Origin of the sequence: Paenibacillus lentimorbus NRRL B-30488 (assembly GCF_000411595.1) — a bacterium.
Classification (GTDB): domain Bacteria; phylum Bacillota; class Bacilli; order Bacillales; family Bacillaceae; genus Bacillus; species Bacillus velezensis.
This window is the reverse complement of record NZ_ANAT01000021.1, coordinates 1-23,174: the sequence shown is the minus strand read 5'-3', so window position 1 is coordinate 23,174 and position 23,174 is coordinate 1. Positions and strand designations below refer to the sequence as shown.

Here is a 23,174-nt window from a genome sequence, read left to right as displayed (position 1 = left end):
GGAAATCAGTGTGCCTGCTTTATTTATGCAGTAAGGGCTGCATGGCAGCCCTTAAATTGACTTTACAATATTCTGATCTGAAAATTGATGTTCAAACATTTTGGACTGGCTTACAGCATTGTTTTGAATGACAATGCCGATATTTCCCCCTCCGGCACCGAAAACGGTTTTTGATGCAGTCAGCGGACTGATGGATATGGCGCCGCCAACATTGACAACTCCGTTTCCTGATACGTTGTTTATCGTAATCGGGCAACCGCTCATTCTATTTTTTCTCCTTTCTCTCTCAGTCTACTAACTATATGTACGCTGTGATATTTGAATAAGATTAAACAAAACGGCAAAAAGAATCCGGCTGCTGCCAGCCGGAAAGGGAGGGAAATACGGATGTCATAATGTTTTCGTTACATTTTGATCAGAGTATTGAGAGTTTGAAGATTGAGATGTGCTGGATTGATTCATTTGCAGGACCATACCTGTATTTCCCCCTCCTGAGCCGTAGACGGTTTTTGATACGGTTAAAGGACTTATCGAAAACGCACCGCCGACATTGACAACCCCGTTTCCGGAAAGACTGTTAATCGTAATAGGGAAACCAGCCATCATATACGGTCTCCTTTCTATTAATCTATTTACTATATGTACGCTGTGTGTTGGAAATAAGAGTAAACAAAGCGGTAAAAACTTGTGAATCAAAAAAAACTGCCGGACATCCGGCAGTTTTTTTTAGTCTACTTTTCAAACGGCACCCAGCCGCCTGTATTCTGAATCATTTCCCATAACGGTTCAGGAAGTCGGTATTTCTCGATTTCAGATGCTTGAATGGCTTTTTCGATTTCCTGTTCGCGGCCTTCTTTGACCAGCACCGCCCATTCGGGGTTAATCAAAATGACACGTCCCAGAGCCACCAGCGGAATTCCGCTTTCTAATACGGCAAGCGCTTCGTCCGCGGTATAGATGGAACCGACGGCCATCAGCGGCACTTTATGGCCGACGCGTTCGTTTAATAAATCCATCCGGGTCCGTGAAGTATCCGCGCCGCGGCGGGCTTTGGAATTGACATCCATCAGTGAAATATGCAGATAATCCAAGTTCTCTTCCGCAAGCGCGTCGGCGAGCATGAATGTTTCTTTCATTGTAAGCCCCGGTGTTTCCGGCTCTTCCGGTGACAGGCGGTAGCCGAGAACGAATGGATTTTCAGCGTGTGTATCAATCGCCTGTTTGACAGCGTCAACGACTGCAAGCGGGAACGCAAGGCGCTTTTCATCGCTTCCGCCCCAGCGGTCTGTGCGCCGGTTTGTTTTCGGTGAATAAAATTGGTGAATCAGGTACCCGTTTGCCCCGTGAATTTCAACACCGTCAAAGCCGGCTTCAATCGCTCTGCGTGTCGCTTCGCCGAATGCTTTCACGATGTGCTCAATTTCTTGTTCGGTGAGAGCCCGGGACGTTTGTCTGCCGTCTTCTTCTGAGCCGCTCGGACTGACGACGTCGTTGTTTGGCACGAGTTCAGGAGGGCATTCCAATCCTCCGTGGTGAATCTGCACAACGGCTTTCGCTCCTTGAGACTGGATCGCCTGAGCGAGTTTTTTCAAGCCGGGAATGTGAGAATCATCATAGATGCCGGGCTGGCCTGGAAACGCTTTGCCGTCCGGCGTTACGTTTGCACATGCCGTAATGACCATTCCCATTTCTTTTGAACGGGGAGTAATGTAGCTTAATTCACGGTCGGAAATCGTTCCGTCATCATTTGATGAATAATGTGTCATCGGTGCGACTGAAATACGGTTTGGTATGGTGACGCCGCTTTCGAACGTAAAAGGTTCAAACAGCGGTTGATAAGTTTGCTTCATCATTTCGCCTTCTTCCTTAGGAGTTTAACTCGTCCGTATTCTAGCTTATGTTTTCATTGTGTGCAATTATTTTGCTTGTTCTTCTTCCGGAGGTTATGACCGGCTGAACCATTTAAACGAATGAAACGGTTTTCTCCGTTCCTTTTCAGGATCTTTATATCCTCCTGAAATTTGATGGCCGATCGAGCTGAATATGACAGCGGCGGCGAAGAGGAGAATGATTTTTTTCATATGCATATCTTCTTTCTTATCTTTTACAAGGTTATTTATAAGCATACGCTTGTGCGAAAAAACCGTCAATTTGTTTATTCTTTTTTCCACTTTCCTGCGGCGAATATCGTTCCGATCTGAATCACAACACTTAACAGAGCGCACACTGCCACTACTGTGTTGCTGTCCATAGAAGACACCCTCCTTTTTGTTAGGTTGATGTATCATATGACAGCTGTCTCTGTTTTGACAAAACCGTAATGCGGTGTTTCATATTTTTCAACACAAAAAGGGCGCTTTTTTAAGCGCTTTTACTTTTTTTCAGCCGGTTCAAAGCGATTTGAACGGCGATGGCGTCATCCAGGTAGCCGATCGGAAACATGTAATCCGGAATGACGTCGGTCGCTAAAATATAATACAGCAGCGCGCTCCCGAGAATCGCGCGGTCTTCAGCCGGTGTTGATTCATCCATATACTGATGATGCATGTTTTTCAAATGATCAATAAAAGGGCCGACGCTTTCTTCATTGTCCATTTTCTTTTGAAACTCATCGCAAATCAGGCGATGGCCCTGCTGGGTTTTGGCGTATTGTTCATATCTGGTCAGTTCGCGCTCAATTTGCTCCCGGGAAAAAGGCTGATCAAACATCTCGGCCATATTCAGCATATCCTGAATCGCGTGCATCGGGTCTTGCGGCGCAGCTTCTTTTTCATGACCGATGTCTATGCCTGACGCCTCAAGCAATTCCTCCAGCGGGGTGCGGAGGTGTTTTGAAAATTCCTGAAGATGCTTTAAATTGGCCTTCTGTTTGCCGTTGATAATCCGGGAGATGGTGGCCGTATCAATGTTTGTTAAGGCGCCGAGCTTTCTCATGGAGAGCGAGTGCTTATCAAGCAGTGATTTTAAAAGGGGTCCCAGTGTCTTATTTTATTTTCTGTCAAGGGTGTCACCTCGTTTCCGCCGGAATGATGATCGTCAATCAATAATTTTTGCAGAAAAGGTACCTTTTCTGTGCTGCTGAATAGGATAGTGTAGATTCAACGGCACAACATGTTGAAAAGACATCAAAGAATGGAGAGAAACGAACATGGCTTGGTTATTGATTTTAGGTTTGGCAGTGTCCTCAAGCATTGATAATTTAGGAGTGGGGATGTCATACGGCATCAGAAAAATCAAAATATCGCATGCGTCAAATATGATGATCGCTTTTATCTGTTTTGTATTCAGTTATATCGGAATTTATTTCGGCAAATGGATTTCAGCCGTTTTACCGGGCTTTCTTCCTGTATTGCTGGCGGCGTTTATTTTATCTGTCATCGGTATCCGCATCATTCTGCTGGCTTTACCGAGAAAAACAGCGCGTGTTGGCGCGTCAGGAAAAAAAGGCCGTTTTGCCGGTCTGCTGCAAAATCCGGAGGCAGCGGATGCCGACGGTTCGGGAGAAATCGGTATATTGGAATCCATGGTTCTCGGGGTGGCCGTATCCGCAAATGCGCTGACCAACGGATTAAGCGCGGGGTTGATCGGGCTTTCTCCTGCTGCCATTTCCATCACTGCGGCGATCGGAAGCTTTCTGACCATATGGATCGGCTGCTCGCTTGGAAAAAAAGCCGCGTCATTGCGCATCGGTTCTTTTCACGTCGGACAGTTCAGCACGGTGCTGAGCGGAGTGATTATTCTCATCATTGCCGCCAATACGCTACTCTTTTAAGTTGTCCCGTTCATTTTATGAAAAGCTCAAAATAAATATGAATGTTTCTATACGGGAGAGTGCATGACGCGGCTCTCTTTTTTTGCCGATCTGATATTTTTTCAAAATGAATAGAAAGTCGTCCGTTTCCGTTAAATTCTGCATATTCGGCCTTCAGACAGAACCTTTTTCATAGACTGATCAGCTTGTTTTCTTTCTAAGTTCAGGTAAACAGCAGGTCAGATAGCCTTCATTCCAAATATGGAAAAGCGCTGGAGGAATGGAGGCTCCCTTTACAAATCGGCCATTCTGTTCAAAGATAAAGCCGAATGAGAAAACGTGAGGTGATCTGTGTGAAGTCTGTCATACTTCTGATCTTCACCGCATGGCTGTTATCAGGGTGCGAGTATACCGCGGAGGCTGATGCGGCGCCGTCATTTACACAGGAAGGAACATTTATAAAAGCGGCCGGAAACGATATGATCGCGGTCGAAATTGACGGAGAAAGGCAAGAGGTGAAGGTGCCTTTCGCTAAGCGGTTTGAATGTCAGTCTCTGCCTGAACATACGGCGGTGCAAATCACCTATAAAAAAGAGAGCAACGGACAATTACGGCTTGAGAAACTGAAAAAAGAAACAGATATGTGAAAACGGGGAGGAAAAAACGTGGGTTTACTGACAAAAAGCGCTGCTGCCTTCGGTGCCGCTCTGCTTCTGCTTGCGCCGTCCGCTTATGCAGCCGAACCTTTGCAAGGGAAAACCATTTATATCGATGCCGGACATGGCGGAGAAGACAGCGGGGCCGGCGGAAATGGACTGCTTGAGAAAAACATCAATTTAGCGGTGTCAAACAAGGTGATCGCCAAATTGGAGACAGAAGGCGCAAAACCTGTAGCTTCAAGGACTGACGATACTTTTTTACGTTTGGACGAGCGGGTGGCGAAAGCGAGCGCCAGCCAATCCGATTTATTCGTCAGCCTTCATACGAATTCAGCCGTCTCAACGGCATCGGGCACGGAAACGTATTTTAATTCGACATATGAAGGCGCGGACAGCGAAAGGCTTGCTTCCGACATTCAGCAGCAGCTTGTCACGTCTTTAGGGATGAGGGACAGAGGTGTAAAAGAAGCTCCTTTTTATGTTATTACATATTCAAAGATGCCGAGTGTGCTGGCTGAATTAGGTTTTATCACAAATCCTCAAGATGCGGACAAGCTGAAAAGCGATAACGGACAAGAGCACGCCGCGGACGCCGTTGTAAACGGAATCGAAACCTATTACAGCGGACGGTAATGATAAAATATGTGTAAATAGCGCCCTCCTGATGTGCATAACGATTATAATAGAGAAAACCGATGAAAAACATCTGAGGTGACACATATGACGAATATTTTTGCCCACCGGGGGGCGTCGGGCGACTGCCCTGAAAATACGATGCCCGCATTCAAAAAAGCGATTGAGGACGGGGCTGACGGAATCGAACTTGATGTACAGATGACGAAAGACGGCCGGATCGTGGTCATTCACGATGAAACCCTCGACCGCACCACGTCTTTGAAAGGATTTGTGAAAGATACGGCGTATGACAAAATCAGAACCGCCGATGCCGCCGGAAAATGGAAAGATTCTTTTAAAGGTGTCAGAATTCCGCTTTTGTCAGATGTGCTGCGTTTTGCGGAACGTGCTGATTTTCTGATAAACATTGAGCTGAAAAACAGTGTATTCCGTTACGAAGGAATGGAAGAAGAAGTGATCAAAAAAGTCAGATATTACGGACTGGAAAAGCGCGTTATTTTTTCTTCATTTAATCATGAGAGTCTCGCGATTTGCCACACCCTGGCGCCTGAAATTGAACGGGCGGTGCTGACAATGGATGTGCTGTACCGGCCTGAACGGTATCTTGCCGCCATTCCCGCTTCGGGTTATCATCCGAAGCTTGGCACGCCGGCGGTCAGCGCTGAAGTGATCAAACATCTTGCAAAACACCAAGCGGCGCTCCGTCCGTTCACCGTCAATCGTCCTGAGGATATGAAGCAGCTGATGAAAGCGGGGATAGACGCAATTTTTACCGATTATCCAAAGCTGGCTGTTTCTATAAAAGAAGAATGCCGCAGCTGAGAAGACTGTTCAGACAGTCTTCTTTTTTATGGGCAGGAAAAAGGCGGTGCACTCATAACTCGGTCAGCCGGTTCATATATTGTAACAGGGCGTTTTGTGTAAGCGTTATCTTTTATCTTATTGAAAGTGAGGCAAAATTGTGGGAAAAACGGTTATCGTCAGTGCGGCAAGAACGCCGTTCGGAAAATTCGGCGGCGCATTAAAAGAGGTAAAGGCAGCCGAGCTTGGCGGCATTGCCATAAAAGAAGCAATGAAGCGCGCCGCTATCAGTGAAAGCGAAGCGGAAGGAGCGGTGATGGGGATGGTCGTCCAGGCGGGTGCCGGGCAGATTCCGGCACGGCAGGCTGCAAGATATGCCGGGCTTCCATGGTCCGTTCCGGCTGAAACCATTAATAAGGTCTGTGCATCAGGGCTCAGGGCCGTTACCATCTGTGATCAAATGATCCGGGCGAAAGATGCGGACGTGCTGATTGCAGGCGGAATGGAAAGCATGAGCAACATTCCGTACGCCATTCCGGCCGGCCGCTGGGGTGTGAGGATGGGGGACGGAGTTTTTCAGGATTTAATGGTTCATGACGGTCTGACCTGTGCGTTCAACCAGGTACATATGGCTGTCCACGGAAGCACTGCGGCCAAAAAGTACGGCATTTCCCGGGATGAACAGGATCATTACGCTCTTTTGAGTCAGAAACGCGCGGCTGAGGCGGCTGAGGCGGGCAAATTGCGTGAAGAAATTGTCCCCGTCACCTGGATCGGCAAAAAGGGCAAACAGCATATCGTTGAAGCGGATGAGGGGCTGCGTCCTGATACAAGCCTTGAGCAGCTCGCAGCGCTCAAGCCAATTTTTACAGCCGACGGAACGGTTACAGCAGGAAATGCTCCCGGTGTAAATGACGGGGCCGGAGCATTTGTGCTGATGTCAGAGGAAAAAGCAGCAAAGCAGCATGTCAGGCCGCTCGCAGCGATACTTGGCTTTGCGTCAGTCGGACTGGAAGCGTCCGAGCTGGCAAGCGCGCCGGGAGAGGCCATCAGCCGGCTCTTGAAAAAACCGGACTGTCCGTTGACGATATTGATTTGTTTGAAGTAAATGAAGCATTTGCGTCCGTCGTGCTCGTGAGTGAAAAAATAGCCGGGTTCAGCCGGGAGAAAGTGAATGTAAACGGAGGGGCAATCGCGTTCGGCCACCCGATCGGCGCAAGCGGAGCGAGAATCATCATGAGTTTAATATACGAATTAAAGCGTCGCGGAGGAGGTTTAGGCATAGCGGCTATATGCAGCGGAGCGGCTCAAGGAGATGCCGTCCTGCTGGAGGTGTACTGATCAAAGGAGGGAGCGCCGGATGAAGATGAAAACAATCATGGTCGCAGGTGCCGGTCAGATGGGGGCAGGCATCGCTCAGACTGCTGCAGAAGCCGGGTTTGCCGTCAAGTTATACGATTGGGAGCCGGAAACGGTAACAAAAGGTTATCACCGCATAAAGACAAACCTGGAGAAAGAGCAGGCAAAAGGACGGAAGTCACAGCAGGAGACAGATGCCGTTTTCAGCCGTATTTCCCCGGCAGAACTGACAGAAGCGGAAGATGCTGATTTTATCATTGAAGCCATTGCCGAAAACAAAAAAGCAAAAGCGGAATTGTTTGACATACTTGATAAAATCTGTCCCCCTCATGCCGTATTGGCAAGCAATACGTCTTCTCTTCCCATTACGGAGCTTGCCGCGGTCACAAAAAGGCCTGAAAAAGTAATCGGCATGCATTTTATGAATCCGGTTCCTGTCATGGAGCTTGTCGAAGTCATCAGAGGACTCGCCACATCGGAAGAAACGACGGAAACAGTAAAGAAGCTTGCCGTCCGGATGAATAAAACCCCTGTCGAAGTCAATGACTTCCCGGGCTTTATATCTAATCGCATATTAATGCCGATGATTAACGAAGCCGTTTATTGCCTTTACGAAGGAGCAGCTTCAAAGGAAGCGATTGATGAGGTGATGAAGCTCGGCATGCGTCATCCGATGGGCCCTTTAACGTTAGCTGATTTCATCGGGCTGGATACGTGCCTTTCCATTATGGAGGTTCTCTACGCGGGGCTCGGAGATCCGAAATACCGCCCATGCCCTCTGCTCAGAAAATATGTCAGCGCCGGCTGGCTCGGCAAAAAAAGCGGGCGCGGTTTTTATGAGTACGGCAGATGATGTAAAGATCATGAGGGGAGACGGCAGCCATGCATTTTACAGAAGAGCACATCATGATGAGGAAAATGGTGCGTGATTTTGCCCGCAAGGAAATCGCGCCGGTGGTTGAGCTCATGGAATCAACAGATGAATTTCCGGAGCGGCTGATTAAAAAAATGGGCGAAGCGGGATTGATGGGCATTCCCGTCCCGGAAGCTTACGGCGGGGCGGGTGCTGATACAACATCTTACATTTTAGCGATTCATGAAATATCAAAAGTCAGCGCGGCCGTCGGCGTCATTTTGTCCGTCCACACATCGGTAGGGACAATCCCGATTTTGCATTTCGGGACAGAAGCCCAAAAACAAACTTATATTCCGAAGCTGGCAGCTGGCGAATATATTGGGGCTTTTGCGCTTACTGAGCCTCAATCCGGATCTGATGCGGGAAGCCTGAAAACAACAGCCGTGCGCCGAGGCGGTTCATATATTCTGAACGGTTCAAAAATCTTTATTACAAACGGCGGAGCGGCAGATCTGTATCTGACATTCGCCGTAACCGATCCGGGTAAAGGGAGAAAGGGAATTTCAGCGTTTATCGTTGAAAAAACACACCCGGTTTTTCTGTCGGAAAAAAGAAAAAAGCTCGGATTGTTAGGTTCCAATACTGTCGAATTGCAGTTTGACCAAGCGGAAATTCCGATTGAAAACCGGCTCGGCGAAGAGGGCGAGGGTTTTTCAATCGCCATGAAAAACCTTGACGTCGGACGGATCGGCATAGCGGCTCAGGCGCTCGGGATTATCGAAGCGGCGCTCGGCTGCTCGGTGGAGTACGCCAAAACCCGCAGCCAGTTCGGCAGACCCATCGCTTCGAATCAGGCCGTTTCATTTAAATTATCTGACATGGCAACGAATGCGGAAGCTGCCAAATTATTGGTCTATCATGCTGCTGATCTGTATCAGCGAGGGCTTCCGTGCGGAAAAGAAGCATCTATGGCGAAGCAATTCGCGTCCGATGCGGCGATGAAAGCGGCGGTGGAGGCTGTGCAGATTCACGGCGGCTACGGCTATATGAAAGAGTATCCCGCGGAGCGTTTATTTCGGGATGCGAAAGTCACGCAAATCTATGAAGGAACCAATGAGATTCAAAGGCTGATTATTTCTAAGTATCTTCTTCAATAAAAAGTGCGCAAAGGAGCGAAACCATGGAATCTTATTCTCCCGGTTTAGATGGCGTCATTGCGGTGGAAACGGGGATTTCTTTCCTGGATACACAGCAGGGCAGTATTTTAATCAAAGGCCACGATCTGATTGAGCTTTCTAAAACGGCCGGCTATATGGACATTGTTCATCTCTTATTGGAAGACAGACTTCCTGATGCGAAAGAGAAGAAGGCGCTTGAAGAAGACGTTCGGCGCGGCGGACACCTTCCCGAGGAAATCTTGCGTATATGCCGTCTGCTGCCCGAACGTACTCACCCGATGGACGGACTGAGGACAGGTTTGTCCGCGCTTGGAGGCTTTGATAAGGATATTGATGACCGCACCTCTTCTGTAAATCAGCACCGCGTACGCGGACTGATAGGCAAAATGCCCAATCTGACCGTCAACAGCTATCGAGTCATCAACGGGCTGGAGCCTTTAGCGCCTGTCGGAACCTTATCGTACAGCGCAAACTTTTTATATATGATTACCGGAAAAACGCCGTCCTCCTTGGAAGAAGAAATATTCGACCGGTCGCTTCTTTTATACAGTGAGCATGAATTGCCAAACTCAACGTTTACGGCCCGTGTCATTGCTTCGACGCAATCGGATATTTACGGCGCTCTGACCGGAGCCGTCGCCTCGCTTAAGGGAAACCTTCACGGCGGAGCGAACGAAGCGGTTATGTACATGCTTGAGGAAGCGAAGGATACAGACGGGTTTACACAATTATTAACTCAAAAACTCGCAAACAAAGAAAAAATCATGGGCTTCGGCCACCGTGTCTACATGAAAAAAATGGACCCGAGGGCGCTCATGATGAAAGAAGCATTGAAAAAACTGTCTGATCTTTCAGGTGATTTCCGTCTTTATCATATGTGTGAAGCCGGAGAAACCGTCATGCGGGAGAAAAAAGGCCTTTATCCGAACTTAGATTACTACGCAGCGCCGGTTTATTACATGCTCGGCATCCCGATCCCGCTGTATACGCCTATATTTTTCAGCGCACGGACGGTCGGACTGTGCGCTCATGTCATTGAACAGCACAGCCGAAACCGGCTTTTCCGCCCGCGTGTCCGCTATACCGGAGCGCGCCTGTAAACAGATGAGAAAGGAAGATGAAAACATGACAGAACCCCGCCGAATGGATGCTGTAATCGAAGAGATTTCTGACTACGTGCTCCATCAGGAGATTGACAGTTCAGAAGCTTTCACTACGGCAGGACATGTGCTTCTTGATACGATAGGCTGCGGAATTTTGGCGCTCAGCTATCCCGAATGTACAAAGCTGCTCGGCCCGATTGTCCCGGGAACCTCCGTGCCCAACGGCAGCAGAGTCCCGGGCACGCCTTTTGTTTTAGACCCGGTCACGGCTGCCTTTAATATCGGCTGTATCAACAGGTGGCTCGATTATAATGATACGTGGCTTGCGGCCGAATGGGGGCATCCGTCTGACAATCTCGGAGGCATATTGGCTTGTGCGGATTATATATCCAGAGTGCGGATTTCAGAAGGGAAAGAACCGCTTACCGTGCGTGATGTGCTTTGCGCAATGATCAAAGCGCACGAAATTCAAGGAATTCTCGCTTTGGAAAACAGCTTAAACAGAGTCGGGCTTGACCATGTGCTGTTTGTGAAAGTGGCGACTGCGGCTGTTTGCGCACAAATGCTGGGCGGCTCAAGAGAGGAAATCAATAACGCCGTATCTCACGCTTGGATTGATAATTCAAGCCTCAGAACGTATCGTCATGCGCCGAACACCGGATCACGCAAATCATGGGCGGCCGGCGACGCGACGAGCAGAGGCGTATATTTGGCCCTTATGGCGCAAAAAGGTGAGATGGGGTACCCGACGGCTCTGACCGCATCCGGGTGGGGATTTCAAGACGTATTATTTAACCGGCAGGAAATGAAGCTTGCCCGCCCGCTTGGATCCTATGTGATGGAGAATGTTTTGTTTAAAGTATCCTACCCGGCTGAATTCCACGCCCAGACAGCGGCGGAATGCGCGGTCCGGCTTCATCCGGAGGTGAAAGACCGCATCGAAGACATTGACAGGATCACGATTATGACCCATGAGTCGGCAATCCGGATTATCGATAAAAAAGGGCCGCTTCACAATCCGGCTGACCGGGATCACTGCCTCCAGTATATTACGGCAATCGGGCTGCTTTTCGGAGATATCACGGCGGATCATTATGAAGAGGAAACGGCGTCTGACCCGCGAATTGATACATTGCGGAGCAAAATGGAGGTGACGGAACACAAAGCGTACTCAATAGATTACTTAGACCCGAATAAGCGATCCATCTCAAATGCCGTACAGGTGCATTTTACAGACGGCACGGCTACGGGACGGATTGAATGTGAATATCCGCTCGGGCACCGATTCCGCAGAAAAGAAGCCGTTCCGAAGATTCTTGCCAAGTTTTCAGCAAACATCAGCACTCATTTTTCATTGAAGCAGCAGCGGAAAATCGAAGAGGCCTGTAAAGATAGCGGCCAAATGCAGAAGCTCAGCGTTAGTGAATTTATGGACTTATTTCTCATATAAAATAGGAGGGTGACAAACATGACGTGGATCGTCAGCAAGCAGTCGTCTCAAGAGGAGCTTGCAGAGCGGTTCCGTACGCTGATGGCAGCGCCGGATCTATTGCAGATTCCCGGCGCTCACGATGCGATGGCCGCTCTTATCGCCAAGAAAACGGGTTTTTCGGCTCTTTATTTATCAGGCGCGGCTTACACGGCGAGCAGAGGGCTGCCCGATTTAGGCATTATCACGTCGGCGGAAATGGCTGAACGGGTTAAAGATCTGGTCCGCTCGTCTGATTTGCCCGTCCTCGTCGATATTGACACGGGTTTCGGAGGCGTGCTGAATGCCGCCCGGACGGCGAAAGAAATGTATGAAGCGCGCGCGGCCGCCGTCCAAATGGAGGATCAGCGCCTGCCGAAAAAATGCGGACATCTGAATGGGAAGCAGCTCGTGCCGATTGAAGAAATGGCGCAAAAAATCCAAGCGGTCAAGCGGGCCGCGCCGACTCTTCTTGTTGTTGCGAGAACAGACGCCAGACAGCAGGAAGGGCTGGAGGGGGCACTAAAAAGGGCGTACGCTTATATAAAAGCGGGTGCTGACGCTGTTTTTCCGGAAGCGCTCCAATCCGAAAGTGAATTCAGAGCGTTTTCCAAACAAATCAGTGTGCCGATTCTCGCAAATATGACTGAATTCGGACAAACGCCGTATTACAGTGCTGATGAATTTTCCGATATGGGCTGTCAGATGGTCATTTACCCGGTCACGTCACTCAGAACGGCTGCCAAGGCTTTTGAGCGTATTTTCCGCCTTCTGAAAGAAGAAGGCTCTCAAAAAGAGGGGCTTTCGGATATGCAGACGAGAAAAGAATTATATGAAACGATCGCTTACGATGACTATGAAGAACTGGATCAATCCATTGCCAAAACGATACTGCCGGACGACTGAAAAAGCCCTTTTTTGCAAGGGCTTTTTTTACAGCTTTTTTTTCCTGAACCGCGGGCTGACTTGATTGCGTTTCCGATCTCTGTACAAAATAAACCCGGCCAGAACATAAAGGCCGAACAAAAAAAACGCCAATCCGGCCGCCCCCTGAAGAAAAAGGGACGGAAACGGGGAAAACGCATGCCCGAATAATGCATCTCTCATCAGCTTAATGCCGAGCGCCGCGACAGCGCCGGGGAGGACCAGAATTAAAAGCGCAACAAGCCGGCTCATATTCAGAAAACCCCTTTACGATATGATTTCCTTTATTGTCCAATCGAAAAAATATTTTGTCAAGAGATCAAAACGTGGTAACATAGGGGTTGTGCAAATTATTGCAACGGGAAATACAGGTGTGCAAATTTTTTCATATAAAGGGGTATCGGGATGCAGAAGGTGCTGATTATAGGTGCTGGTAAAGGAGGCACGGCGCTCCTACAGATTTTGATGAAAACAAAACTGATCCGGATTATTGCGGTGGTTGATCAAGATCCGGAGGCGCAAGGGCTGCAAGAAGCCCGGAGATATGGAATTGCAACCTCATCAGATTGGAAACCCTACATAACTGAAGATATAGATATTATCATCCATACAACAGGCGATAAAGCGGTCATGGATGAGCTGCTCCATGAGAAAAAAGAACAAACCATCGTCATGCCGGGAAAATTGGCGTACATGGTGTTTCAGCTGATGGAGGAAAAACAGCAGCTTATCCAAATGCTGAAGTCGCAGACGTATAAGCATGACCGGATTTTTAATTCAACGCACGACGGCATGATTTTTATAGACGTCAACGAAACGATCATTTTATTTAATCAGATGGCAGAAAAAATGGTCGGCCGAAAACGGGAGGATGTCATCGGCCGCCAAATTAAAGATGTAGTGCCGAACACAAAGCTGCCGCGGATTCTGGAAACGAGAGAGCCGGAATATAACCAGAAGCAGCTTCTCGGCAAGCACCTGCAGATTGTCACGACAAGACTGCCGATCATTGACGAAGGCGGAAAGCTTCTCGGCGCGTTATGCGTGTTTAAAGACATCACCGACGCAGTTGAACTGGCGGAAGAGGTCACGAACTTAAAACAAATCCGCACCATGCTTGAAGCGATTATTCAATCGTCAGACGAGGCCATTTCCGTCGTTGATGAAAACGGCATCGGAATGTTAATCAACAAAGCGTATACAAAAATGACCGGGCTGTCAGAAAGCGAAGTCATCGGAAAACCCGCTTCCACCGATATCTCAGAAGGGGAAAGCATGCACCTGAAAGTATTGGGGACAAGGCGGCCCGTTCGGGGTGTGAGGATGAAGGTCGGCCCCAATAAAAAGGATGTCATCGTAAATGTTGCCCCCGTTATTGTGGACGGTATTTTAAAAGGCAGCGTCGGCGTCATCCACGACGTGTCAGAAATTAAAACGCTGACTGCTGAGCTGAATCGGGCGCGCCAGATCATCCGCACGCTTGAAGCGAAATACACGTTTGACGACATTATCGGCACGAGTGAACAAATGCTGGTCGCCCTTGAACAGGCGAAGCTCGGGGCGAAAACGCCGGCGACGATTCTGCTGCGGGGAGAATCCGGCACAGGAAAAGAACTTTTCGCCCACGCCATCCATAATGAAAGCGACCGAAAATACAATAAATTCATCCGGGTCAATTGTGCGGCCCTGTCTGAATCCCTGCTTGAATCCGAGCTTTTCGGCTATGAGGAAGGCGCGTTTACGGGCGCGAGGCGCGGGGGCAAAAAAGGACTTTTTGAGGAAGCGAATAACGGCAGCATTTTCTTAGATGAAATCGGAGAGCTGACCCAAAGCACCCAGGCAAAGCTGCTCAGAGTTCTGCAGGAAAAAGAAATTATCAGAGTCGGCGGCGCTAAAGCGATTTCTGTCAATGTCAGAATTATCGCAGCGACAAACGTCAACATCGAAAAGGCCATGGCGGAAGGCGCGTTCCGTGAAGACCTGTATTACCGGATTAACCGCTATCCGATCTCAATCCCGCCTCTTCGGCAGCGCAAAGAAGATATTGAAGCGCTGAGCATTCGGCTCATTGAAAAAATCAATCAGGATTACGGCCGCAATGTAAAGGGGCTCACGCCTAACGCGCTGCGAGCTTTATCAGCCTACAGCTGGCCGGGAAACGTACGGGAGCTTGAAAATGTTCTCGGACGGGCAATGATATTTTTAGAGCCGCACATGGAACGGATCGAACAGCAGCATCTGCCTGTTTTCGAATCAGAGCTGAATGAAAAAAACGGCACCCAAAGTGATTTTCCGGATATAGAAGGGGAAAAGCTGTCTCAGGCTGTTGAAAAATATGAAGCGCACGTCATTCAAAAAACGCTTGAAAAGCATAAATTCAACCGAACCAAAACGGCGAAAGCGCTTGGTGTCAGCATTCGGAATCTGTACTACAAAATGGACAAGTACGGCCTTGCAAATGACGGCATGCAATAAGTTGCAGAGAAAGCGCAAACAGCTGCATGTGTTCTTGAAAAAAGCCGGAATAAACCCTTTCGCATATTTGGCACGGAACTTGCATTGTTAAAAGCGGATTCGCACAAGAAAGGTGGTACAAAATGAAGCTGAAAGACCTAGTTGAAAAAGCCGCGGCAAAAAACGCAAAAACCATTGCAGTGGCCCACGCAGCAGATAAAGAAGTGATCCAGGCCGTCAAAATGGCGGCAGAACACTTGTCGGCACGATTTTTACTGACGGGTGACAGCGGAAAGCTGAAAGAGCTTCTGGCAAATGAGCCGAAGTTCAATGCTGACATCATCCACGCCGATTCACCCGAAGAATCTGCGGCAAAAGCAGTGCGCGCAGTGCGTGAACAAGAGGCGGACGTTTTAATGAAAGGGAATCTCCCGAGCTCAACTCTTCTGAAATCGGTTTTAAACCGCCAGGAAGGGCTTCGTTCAAAAAGGGTGTTATCACATGTAGCCGTTTTTGAAGTGCCGGACTATGACCGGCTGATGTATGTGACTGATTCAGCGCTGAACATTGCCCCGTCTCTTGAAGAGCTCGGGCATATTCTGCAAAATGCGGTTCATGTCGCACATTCAGTAGGGAACCCTATGCCGAAAGCCGCAGTCCTTGCCGCTATTGAAACGGTTAATCCGAAAATGGAGGCGACGCTGAACGCGGCTGCGATCGTCCAGATGTGCAATAGAGGACAGATTACCGGCTGCTTTGCGGACGGACCGCTTGCTTTGGATAATGCCGTATCCCAAGCGGCTGCGCTGCAAAAAGGGATTTCCGGAAGCGTAGCGGGCCAGGCGGATATTCTCTTGGTTCCTTCAATCGAGGCCGGAAATATGCTTTATAAGTCAATGATTTATTTTGCGAAAGCAAATGTTGCTGCCGTCATCGCCGGTGCAAAAGCGCCGATCGCATTAACGAGCAGAGCGGATACCGCAGAAAATAAACTGTATTCAATTGCGCTTGCGATTTGCGCATCACAAGAACAGTAGGAGGAACGAACCTATGGAAATTTTCAAATATATGGAGACTTACGATTACGAACAATTGGTATTCTGCCAAGATGAACAATCCGGATTAAAAGCGATCATCGCGATTCATGATACGACGCTCGGCCCTGCGCTCGGCGGAACAAGAATGTGGACATATGACAGTGAAGAAGCGGCGATTGAAGATGCACTGAGACTCGCAAAAGGCATGACTTATAAAAATGCGGCTGCCGGTTTAAACTTAGGCGGCGGGAAAACCGTTATTATCGGAGACCCGCGCAAAGATAAAAATGAAGAAATGTTCCGCGCGTTCGGCCGCTACATCCAAGGCTTAAACGGAAGGTATATTACGGCGGAAGACGTCGGCACCACCGTTGAAGATATGGACATTATTCATGATGAAACAGACTATGTAACCGGAATTTCTCCGGCATTCGGTTCATCAGGAAATCCGTCCCCGGTTACGGCGTACGGCGTCTACAAAGGGATGAAAGCCGCAGCGAAAGCGGCGTTTGGCACTGATTCACTGGAAGGTAAAACAATTGCCGTGCAAGGCGTGGGAAATGTGGCTTACAATCTATGCCGCCACCTTCACGAAGAAGGCGCTTCTTTAATCGTAACGGATATCAATAAAGAATCTGTTAAACGTGCCGTTGAGGACTTCGGCGCCCGCGCAGTTGATCCCGGCGACATTTACTCACAGGAGTGCGATATTTATGCCCCATGTGCTCTCGGCGCCGTCATTAACGATGACACGATTAAACAGCTGAAGGCGAAAGTCATTGCGGGGGCGGCCAATAACCAGCTGAAAGAAACACGTCACGGCGATACCATTCATGAAATGGGAATCGTGTACGCTCCGGATTATGTCATCAATGCAGGCGGCGTCATCAATGTGGCCGATGAGCTTTACGGCTACAATGCTGAGCGGGCTTTAAAAAAAGTTGAAGGCATCTATGCAAACATTGAGCGGGTGCTCGATATTTCCGCGCGTGACGGCATTCCGACATACTTAGCGGCCGACCGTCTGGCTGAGGAACGAATTGAACGCATGCGCCGTTCAAGAAGCCAGTTTCTGCAAAACGGCCAAAGTATATTAAGCAGAAGATAGGAATTTGATCTGGAGGTATGAAAATGTTCGAAAAGGAAAAACGCATTCTCATTCTGAATCCAGGCTCAACATCAACGAAAATCGGTGTCTTTCACAATGAACGCTGTATCTTTGAAAAGACGCTGCGGCATCCCGAAGAAGAGCTGAAAACATTTAACGGCATTATCGACCAGTACGAATTTCGAAAAATAAGCATTCTTGAGTCTTTGCACGAACAGGGCATCAACATTTCAAAGTTTGATGCCGTTTGTGCCAGAGGCGGTCTGCTCAGACCGATTGAGGGCGGCACATATGAAGTGAATGACGCCATGATCACTGATTTGAAAAACGGCTACAACGGCCAGCATGCTTCTAATCTGGGCGGAATTATTGCCAGGGAAATAGCTGACGGACTAAATATCCCCGCGTATATCGTCGATCCGGTCGTGGTGGATGAGATGACTCCGCTCGCTAAAGTATCAGGGATGCCCGAAATCAAGCGGAAAAGCATTTTTCATGCTTTGAACCAAAAAGCTGTTGCCCGTCAGGCGGCGGCGTCCCTCGGCAAACGGTATGAACAGATGAAGATGATCGTCACTCATATGGGCGGCGGCATCACAGTCGGTGTCCATGATTGCGGACGGGTGACGGATGTCAACAACGGGCTTCACGGAGAAGGGCCCTTCAGCCCGGAGCGCGCGGGAACCGTTCCTGCGGGTGATTTGGTGGAGATGTGTTTTTCCGGCAAGTATTCAAAAGCCGATATGATGAAAAAACTTGTCGGCACGGGCGGACTCTCCGGCTATCTGGGGACAACGGACGCGGTGAAGGTGGAAAAACGCATTCAGGCCGGAGATGAGCATGCGAGGCTCATTTATGACGCCATGGCTTATCAAGTAGCAAAAGAAATCGGGGCGGCAAGCGCCGTATTAAAAGGAAAAGTAGACATTATCGTCCTGACGGGCGGATTGGCGTACGGGAAAAGTTTCGTATCCGCCATCAGATCGTACATAGATTGGATTTCGGATGTACTGGTGTACCCGGGAGAAAATGAACTGCAATCTCTCGCGCAAGGCGCGCTTCGGGTTTTAGCCGGTGAGGAGCAGTCAAAGCAATATCAGATCGGCGAAGGAGTGAAAACAAATGGCGACTGAATATGATGTGGTCATTCTGGGCGGCGGGACGGGCGGTTATGTAGCCGCCATCAGAGCGGCCCAGCTCGGCTTAAAAACGGCCGTTGTAGAAAAAGAAAAGCTCGGCGGAACATGCCTGCATAAAGGATGTATCCCGAGTAAAGCGCTGTTAAGAAGCGCGGAAGTGTACCGAACCGCAAAGGAAGCGGCAGCATTCGGCATTGAAACGGAAGGTGTCTCCCTCCGCTTTGACAGCGTGCAAAAACGAAAGCAGGGAATCGTTGACCGGCTGGCCGGAGGTGTCGCCCACCTGATGAAAAAGGGGAAGATTGATGTATTCAACGGGTACGGACGTATGCTCGGCCCTTCCATCTTCTCACCTCTTCCCGGTACGGTTTCCGTCGAATACGCAAATGGTGAAGAAAACGACATGCTGATACCGAAACAATTGATTATCGCAACCGGTTCAAGGCCGAAAATGCTGCCGGGTTTAGAAGCGGACGGTACATATATTCTGACATCAGATGAAGCGTTAGAGCTTGAGCGTCTGCCCCAATCCATGATGATCGTCGGCGGCGGTGTCATCGGAATTGAATGGGCATCCATGCTGAACGATTTTGGCGTCAATATCACTGTGATTGAATATGCGGACCGCATTTTGCCGACTGAAGACCGTGATATTTCAAGCGAGATGGAAAAACTGTTAACGAAAAAAGGAATTAAGATCGTAACGGGTGCGAAAGTGCTTCCGGATACATTGGAAAAAGCGGACGGCGTTTCAATTGCCGCTGAAAAGAATGGAAAAAAGAAACGTATCACGCGGAACAAATGCTTGTTTCCATCGGCCGCCAGCCGAACATTGAAGGGATCGGCCTTGAAAACACGGATATTGAAGCGGAAAACGGTTCTATCATCGTGAACGAAGCCGGGCAGACGAAGGAATCGCACATTTATGCGATCGGTGATGTTGTCGGCGGTCTTCAGCTTGCGCATGTGGCCTCCCGTGAAGGCATCATTGCCGTTGAGCATATGGCGGGTCTTAATCCGGCTCCGCTTGATGCAGCTCTTGTGCCGAAATGCATTTATTCAAATCCGGAAGCGGCGAGTGTCGGTCTGACAGAAGAGGAAGCAACCCGAAAAGGACATGAACTGAAGATCGGGAAGTTTCCGTTCATGGCAATCGGAAAGGCTCTTGTATACGGAGAAAGCGATGGCTTTGTGAAAATCGTCGCCGATCGGAATACAGATGATATTCTCGGTGTTCATATGATCGGTCCGCACGTCACCGATATGATCTCTGAAGCGGGGCTTGCCAAGGTGCTCGATGCGACGCCGTGGGAAATCGGTCAGTCCATACATCCGCATCCGTCGCTTTCAGAAGCGATTGGAGAAGCTGCGTTAGCCGCAGACGGAAACGCGATTCATTTTTAAAAGGAAAGAAGGAGGGGTTTGAATGACTACAAACCGCCATCAAGCATTAGGGCTCTCTGACGAAGAAGCCGTTGAAATGTATAGAACCATGCTGTTAGCCAGAAAAATCGACGAAAGAATGTGGCTCTTAAACCGCTCGGGCAAAATTCCGTTCGTTGTTTCATGTCAAGGACAGGAAGCGGCTCAAGTAGGCGCGGCCTATGCTTTAAACCGTGATACCGACTATGTGCTTCCTTACTACAGAGATATGGGAGTTGTGCTTGCATTCGGTATGACTGCAAAGGACTTGATGATGTCCGGTTTTGCGAAAGCGGCTGACCCGAACTCAGGCGGAAGGCAGATGCCGGGCCACTTCGGGCAAAAGGAAAACAGAATCGTAACGGGCTCATCCCCTGTTACGACGCAGGTTCCTCATGCGGTCGGAATCGCGCTTGCGGGACGCATGGATAAAAAGGATATCGTCTCTTTCGTTACCTTTGGAGAAGGATCTTCCAACCAGGGGGATTTTCACGAAGGGGCAAACTTTGCCGCCGTGTATAAATTGCCGGTCATTTTCATGTGTGAAAACAATAAGTATGCTATTTCTGTTCCGTATGACAAACAGGTGGCGTGCGAAAATATTTCCGACCGGGCGGCAGGCTACGGCATGCCGGGAGTCACAGTTGACGGAAACGACCTGCTGGAAGTTTACCGGGCCGTGAAAGAAGCGCGCGAACGGGCATCTAAAGGCGAAGGTCCTACATTAATAGAAACGGTTTCCTACCGGTTGACGCCGCATTCCAGTGATGACGACGACAGCAGCTACAGAGAACGCGAAGAAGTAGAAGAAGCAAAGAAACAGGATCCGCTTCTTTTATACAAAGCATACTTGCAAGAAGCCGGGCTTCTAGATGAAGAAGAAGAAAAGACCATGCTGGATGACATCATGGCTATCGTAAACGAAGCGACAGACGAAGCGGAGAAAGCGCCATACGCATCTCCTGAATCAACGCTTGATCACGTTTATGCGAAGTAGGGAGGAATACTTATGTCTGTAATGTCTTATATTGACAGTATTAATGCAGCAATGAAAGAAGAAATGGAAAGAGATCCGCGCGTTTTTGTTCTCGGGGAAGATGTCGGGAGAAAAGGCGGCGTGTTTAAAGCCACGGCGGGTCTCTATGAACAGTTCGGAGAAGAGCGGGTGATGGATACGCCGCTTGCGGAATCAGCGATTGCCGGAGTCGGGATCGGCGCCGCGATGTACGGCATGCGCCCGATTGCCGAGATGCAGTTTGCCGATTTCATTCTGCCTGCGGTCAACCAAATCATTTCAGAAGCGGCCAAAATACGCTACCGTTCAAACAATGATTGGAGCTGTCCGATGGTCATCAGAGCGCCTTACGGGGGCGGCGTGCACGGCGCGTTGTATCATTCCCAATCTGTGGAGGCCATTTTTGCCAACCAGCCGGGTCTTAAAATTGTCATGCCTTCAACTCCTTATGACGCAAAAGGGCTGTTGAAAGCCGCAGTCCGTGACGAAGATCCGGTGCTGTTTTTCGAACATAAGAGGGCGTACCGTCTGATTAAAGGCGAAGTCCCTGCGGATGATTACGTCCTTCCGATCGGAAAGGCGGATGTAAAACGCGAAGGCAGCGACATTACTGTCATTACGTACGGATTATGCGTCCATTTCGCTCTGCAGGCTGCCGAGCGTCTTGAAAAAGACGGAATTTCCGCGCACGTATTAGATTTGCGTACGGTTTATCCGTTAGATAAAGAAGCCATCATTGAAGCTGCGTCTAAAACGGGAAAAGTATTGCTGATCACAGAAGATACGAAAGAAGGCGGTATTATGAGCGAGGTCGCCGCCATTATTTCTGAAAACTGCTTATTTGATTTAGACGCGCCGATCAAGCGGCTTGCAGGTCCTGATGTTCCGGCAATGCCTTATGCGCCGACAATGGAAAAATACTTCATGATGAATCCTGACAAAGCAGAAGCCGCGATGAGAGAATTAGCGGAGTTTTAAAGACGTAAGGAGGTTTTTGACATGGCGATTGAACAAATGGCTATGCCTCAGCTCGGAGAGAGCGTGACGGAAGGGACGATCAGTAAGTGGCTGGTATCCCCCGGTGATCAAGTGAATAAATATGACCCCATTGCGGAGGTCATGACGGATAAAGTGAATGCGGAGGTGCCGTCTTCTTTTACCGGTACGATTACAGAACTTGTAGGAGAAGAAGGCCAGACTCTTACAGTCGGCGAGATCATCTGCAAAATTGAAACGGAAGAAACGGAAACCGAAGAGGCGCCGAAGCGGGAAGAAGAGCAGAATACCCCTTCAGACACCGATGCAAACCGTAAAGGTAAAGACCAGTCAAATAAAGCGCGTTATTCGCCGGCCGTGCTCAGATTAGCGGGAGAACACGGCATTCAGCTTGAAGAAGTTGAAGGAACGGGCGCAGGCGGAAGAATTACGCGAAAAGACATTCAAAAGATCATTGATTCGGGAATGCAGCAGAAGTCGGAAGCACCGGCGCCGGCTGCCGTTCAAACAACGCAACAAGCGCCGAAACAACAGCAAAAACAAGCGCCGGCACCAGCTCTGTCAGCCGGTGATATTGAAATTCCGGTTACAGGCGTCAGAAAAGCCATCGCCGCCAATATGCATAAAAGCAAAACAGAAATTCCGCACGCCTGGACGATGATGGAAGTCGACGTCACGAACATGACGGCGTACAGAAACAGCATAAAAGACTCATTTAAACAGAAAGAAGGCTTCAATTTAACATTTTTCGCTTTCTTTGTAAAAGCGGCGGCGCAGGCTCTCAAAGAGTTCCCGCAGATGAACAGCATGTGGGCGGGAGACAAAATCGTCCAAAAGAAAGACATCAACATCTCCATTGCCGTTGCCACGGAAGATTCGCTGTTTGTTCCGGTTATTAAGCATGCTGATGAAAAAACGATTAAAGGCATAGCCAGAGAAATAACGGACCTTGCGAAAAAAGTGAGAAACGGAAAACTTACCGCGGAAGATATGCAGGGCGGCACATTTACCGTCAATAACACGGGATCTTTCGGCTCAGTTCAATCTATGGGCATTATCAATCATCCGCAGGCGGCCATTCTTCAGGTAGAATCAATCGTCAAACGTCCGGTTGTCATGAATAACGGGATGATCGCAGTGCGTGATATGGTTAATCTTTGCCTGTCTTTAGATCACAGAGTGCTTGACGGGCTCGTATGCGGCCGTTTCCTCGGACGCGTCAAAGAAATCTTAGAAAACATTGACGAACATACTTCCGTCTATTAAAA

22 protein-coding genes and 2 pseudogenes are annotated in these 23,174 nt (G+C 49.0%); 18 read left to right on the top strand and 6 right to left on the bottom strand.

All coding sequences use genetic code 11. The features are described 5' to 3' along the window. Positions 1-51: 51 nt before the first annotated feature. The 5 genes from D368_RS11725 to D368_RS11710 all read right to left on the bottom strand — a co-directional run bounded on the left by D368_RS11725 (position 52) and on the right by D368_RS11710 (position 2,934). On the bottom strand, positions 52-264 hold the full coding sequence (locus D368_RS11725; RefSeq protein WP_003153181.1) for a spore germination protein: 213 nt from the start codon (positions 262-264) through the stop codon (positions 52-54). Between the two features lie 126 nt (positions 265-390). Continuing rightward, the gene (locus D368_RS11720; RefSeq protein ID WP_003153183.1) at positions 391-603 is read right to left on the bottom strand and encodes a spore germination protein; all 213 of its coding nucleotides are present in this window, start codon (positions 601-603) and stop codon (positions 391-393) included. Between the two features lie 128 nt (positions 604-731). After that, positions 732-1,850 carry an NADH-dependent flavin oxidoreductase gene (locus D368_RS11715; protein ID WP_003153184.1) on the bottom strand — a complete coding sequence of 373 codons (1,119 nt, stop codon included), beginning with the start codon at positions 1,848-1,850 and terminating at the stop codon, positions 732-734. 93 nt (positions 1,851-1,943) lie between these two features. Continuing rightward, the gene (locus tag D368_RS20145; protein WP_014470646.1) at positions 1,944-2,081 is read right to left on the bottom strand and encodes a hypothetical protein; all 138 of its coding nucleotides are present in this window, start codon (positions 2,079-2,081) and stop codon (positions 1,944-1,946) included. Positions 2,082-2,361: 280 nt separating this feature from the next. After that, positions 2,362-2,934: a DUF1232 domain-containing protein gene (locus tag D368_RS11710; RefSeq protein ID WP_486129255.1), complete on the bottom strand. Its 573-nt coding sequence runs from the start codon at positions 2,932-2,934 to the stop codon at positions 2,362-2,364. Positions 2,935-3,148: 214 nt separating this feature from the next. On the opposite strand from D368_RS11710, the gene ytaF reads away from it, so the two are divergent. The 10 genes and pseudogenes from ytaF (at position 3,149) to prpB (ending at position 12,717) form a co-directional block, all read left to right on the top strand. Continuing rightward, positions 3,149-3,772, top strand: coding sequence for a sporulation membrane protein YtaF (gene ytaF / locus D368_RS11705; protein ID WP_128574823.1), 624 nt, complete (start codon positions 3,149-3,151; stop codon positions 3,770-3,772). Between the two features lie 308 nt (positions 3,773-4,080). Next, a complete protein-coding gene (locus D368_RS11700) occupies positions 4,081-4,398 on the top strand; it encodes a hypothetical protein (RefSeq protein WP_070082094.1) in 318 nt (105 codons plus the stop codon). A gap of 18 nt (positions 4,399-4,416) precedes the next feature. Further along, a complete protein-coding gene (locus D368_RS11695; RefSeq protein WP_007612483.1) occupies positions 4,417-5,043 on the top strand; it encodes an N-acetylmuramoyl-L-alanine amidase family protein in 627 nt (208 codons plus the stop codon). Between the two features lie 87 nt (positions 5,044-5,130). Next, on the top strand, positions 5,131-5,868 hold the full coding sequence (locus D368_RS11690) for a glycerophosphodiester phosphodiesterase (RefSeq protein ID WP_071391635.1): 738 nt from the start codon (positions 5,131-5,133) through the stop codon (positions 5,866-5,868). Between the two features lie 139 nt (positions 5,869-6,007). Continuing rightward, a pseudogene (locus D368_RS11685) lies at positions 6,008-7,188 on the top strand (acetyl-CoA C-acetyltransferase). Between the two features lie 19 nt (positions 7,189-7,207). Continuing rightward, a complete protein-coding gene (locus D368_RS11680) occupies positions 7,208-8,059 on the top strand; it encodes a 3-hydroxybutyryl-CoA dehydrogenase (RefSeq protein ID WP_128574822.1) in 852 nt (283 codons plus the stop codon). Positions 8,060-8,088: 29 nt separating this feature from the next. Beyond that, on the top strand, positions 8,089-9,219 hold the full coding sequence (locus D368_RS11675) for an acyl-CoA dehydrogenase (protein ID WP_128574821.1): 1,131 nt from the start codon (positions 8,089-8,091) through the stop codon (positions 9,217-9,219). A 23-nt stretch (positions 9,220-9,242) separates the two neighbouring features. Further along, positions 9,243-10,340: a citrate synthase gene (gene mmgD, locus D368_RS11670; RefSeq protein ID WP_128574820.1), complete on the top strand. Its 1,098-nt coding sequence runs from the start codon at positions 9,243-9,245 to the stop codon at positions 10,338-10,340. 25 nt (positions 10,341-10,365) lie between these two features. Further along, positions 10,366-11,793: a bifunctional 2-methylcitrate dehydratase/aconitate hydratase gene (locus D368_RS11665; RefSeq protein ID WP_278071160.1), complete on the top strand. Its 1,428-nt coding sequence runs from the start codon at positions 10,366-10,368 to the stop codon at positions 11,791-11,793. Positions 11,794-11,811: 18 nt separating this feature from the next. Beyond that, positions 11,812-12,717 carry a methylisocitrate lyase gene (gene prpB / locus D368_RS11660; protein ID WP_060674589.1) on the top strand — a complete coding sequence of 302 codons (906 nt, stop codon included), beginning with the start codon at positions 11,812-11,814 and terminating at the stop codon, positions 12,715-12,717. A 27-nt stretch (positions 12,718-12,744) separates the two neighbouring features. Here prpB and D368_RS11655 read toward each other — a convergent pair whose 3' ends face one another. After that, positions 12,745-12,987, bottom strand: coding sequence for a DUF2627 domain-containing protein (locus D368_RS11655; protein ID WP_007408378.1), 243 nt, complete (start codon positions 12,985-12,987; stop codon positions 12,745-12,747). A gap of 153 nt (positions 12,988-13,140) precedes the next feature. On the opposite strand from D368_RS11655, the gene D368_RS11650 reads away from it, so the two are divergent. The 8 genes and pseudogenes from D368_RS11650 to D368_RS11615 all read left to right on the top strand — a co-directional run bounded on the left by D368_RS11650 (position 13,141) and on the right by D368_RS11615 (position 23,172). Continuing rightward, a complete protein-coding gene (locus D368_RS11650) occupies positions 13,141-15,210 on the top strand; it encodes a sigma 54-interacting transcriptional regulator (RefSeq protein ID WP_128574818.1) in 2,070 nt (689 codons plus the stop codon). 122 nt (positions 15,211-15,332) lie between these two features. Then, positions 15,333-16,226 carry a phosphate butyryltransferase gene (gene yqiS / locus D368_RS11645; protein ID WP_128574817.1) on the top strand — a complete coding sequence of 298 codons (894 nt, stop codon included), beginning with the start codon at positions 15,333-15,335 and terminating at the stop codon, positions 16,224-16,226. 13 nt (positions 16,227-16,239) lie between these two features. Beyond that, on the top strand, positions 16,240-17,334 hold the full coding sequence (gene bcd, locus D368_RS11640) for a branched-chain amino acid dehydrogenase (RefSeq protein WP_025649864.1): 1,095 nt from the start codon (positions 16,240-16,242) through the stop codon (positions 17,332-17,334). 17 nt (positions 17,335-17,351) lie between these two features. After that, on the top strand, positions 17,352-18,467 hold the full coding sequence (gene buk, locus D368_RS11635; RefSeq protein WP_094247799.1) for a butyrate kinase: 1,116 nt from the start codon (positions 17,352-17,354) through the stop codon (positions 18,465-18,467). After that, a pseudogene (lpdA, locus tag D368_RS11630) lies at positions 18,457-19,877 on the top strand (dihydrolipoyl dehydrogenase). Before buk ends, lpdA begins: the two are co-directional and overlap by 11 nt. 22 nt (positions 19,878-19,899) lie before the next feature. Then, entirely contained in the window at positions 19,900-20,892 is a 993-nt protein-coding gene (locus D368_RS11625; RefSeq protein ID WP_071391643.1) for a thiamine pyrophosphate-dependent dehydrogenase E1 component subunit alpha, read from the top strand. A 12-nt stretch (positions 20,893-20,904) separates the two neighbouring features. Next, positions 20,905-21,888, top strand: coding sequence for a 3-methyl-2-oxobutanoate dehydrogenase subunit beta (bfmBAB, locus tag D368_RS11620; protein WP_003153216.1), 984 nt, complete (start codon positions 20,905-20,907; stop codon positions 21,886-21,888). 21 nt (positions 21,889-21,909) lie between these two features. Continuing rightward, complete coding sequence (locus D368_RS11615) at positions 21,910-23,172, top strand: dihydrolipoamide acetyltransferase family protein (protein ID WP_069473498.1); 1,263 nt, start codon at positions 21,910-21,912, stop codon at positions 23,170-23,172. Positions 23,173-23,174 lie beyond the last annotated feature (2 nt).

Bases quoted from the DNA above. Each gene is read 5' to 3' on its own strand.
- D368_RS11690 (WP_071391635.1), top strand. From the start codon at position 5,131: ATGACGAATATTTTTGCCCACCGGGGGGCGTCGGGCGACTGCCCTGAA.
- D368_RS11720 (WP_003153183.1), bottom strand. From the start codon at position 603: ATGGCTGGTTTCCCTATTACGATTAACAGTCTTTCCGGAAACGGGGTT.
- prpB (WP_060674589.1), top strand. From the start codon at position 11,812: ATGACGTGGATCGTCAGCAAGCAGTCGTCTCAAGAGGAGCTTGCAGAG.
- bfmBAB (WP_003153216.1), top strand. From the start codon at position 20,905: ATGTCTGTAATGTCTTATATTGACAGTATTAATGCAGCAATGAAAGAA.
- D368_RS11710 (WP_486129255.1), bottom strand. From the start codon at position 2,934: ATGAGAAAGCTCGGCGCCTTAACAAACATTGATACGGCCACCATCTCC.
- D368_RS20145 (WP_014470646.1), bottom strand. From the start codon at position 2,081: ATGAAAAAAATCATTCTCCTCTTCGCCGCCGCTGTCATATTCAGCTCG.
- D368_RS11700 (WP_070082094.1), top strand. From the start codon at position 4,081: ATGAGAAAACGTGAGGTGATCTGTGTGAAGTCTGTCATACTTCTGATC.
- D368_RS11650 (WP_128574818.1), top strand. From the start codon at position 13,141: ATGCAGAAGGTGCTGATTATAGGTGCTGGTAAAGGAGGCACGGCGCTC.
- D368_RS11625 (WP_071391643.1), top strand. From the start codon at position 19,900: ATGACTACAAACCGCCATCAAGCATTAGGGCTCTCTGACGAAGAAGCC.
- bcd (WP_025649864.1), top strand. From the start codon at position 16,240: ATGGAAATTTTCAAATATATGGAGACTTACGATTACGAACAATTGGTA.
- D368_RS11680 (WP_128574822.1), top strand. From the start codon at position 7,208: ATGAAGATGAAAACAATCATGGTCGCAGGTGCCGGTCAGATGGGGGCA.
- ytaF (WP_128574823.1), top strand. From the start codon at position 3,149: ATGGCTTGGTTATTGATTTTAGGTTTGGCAGTGTCCTCAAGCATTGAT.
- D368_RS11725 (WP_003153181.1), bottom strand. From the start codon at position 264: ATGAGCGGTTGCCCGATTACGATAAACAACGTATCAGGAAACGGAGTT.
- buk (WP_094247799.1), top strand. From the start codon at position 17,352: ATGAAAATGTTCGAAAAGGAAAAACGCATTCTCATTCTGAATCCAGGC.
- D368_RS11715 (WP_003153184.1), bottom strand. From the start codon at position 1,850: ATGAAGCAAACTTATCAACCGCTGTTTGAACCTTTTACGTTCGAAAGC.
- D368_RS11655 (WP_007408378.1), bottom strand. From the start codon at position 12,987: ATGAGCCGGCTTGTTGCGCTTTTAATTCTGGTCCTCCCCGGCGCTGTC.
- D368_RS11675 (WP_128574821.1), top strand. From the start codon at position 8,089: ATGCATTTTACAGAAGAGCACATCATGATGAGGAAAATGGTGCGTGAT.
- mmgD (WP_128574820.1), top strand. From the start codon at position 9,243: ATGGAATCTTATTCTCCCGGTTTAGATGGCGTCATTGCGGTGGAAACG.
- yqiS (WP_128574817.1), top strand. From the start codon at position 15,333: ATGAAGCTGAAAGACCTAGTTGAAAAAGCCGCGGCAAAAAACGCAAAA.
- D368_RS11615 (WP_069473498.1), top strand. From the start codon at position 21,910: ATGGCGATTGAACAAATGGCTATGCCTCAGCTCGGAGAGAGCGTGACG.
- D368_RS11665 (WP_278071160.1), top strand. From the start codon at position 10,366: ATGACAGAACCCCGCCGAATGGATGCTGTAATCGAAGAGATTTCTGAC.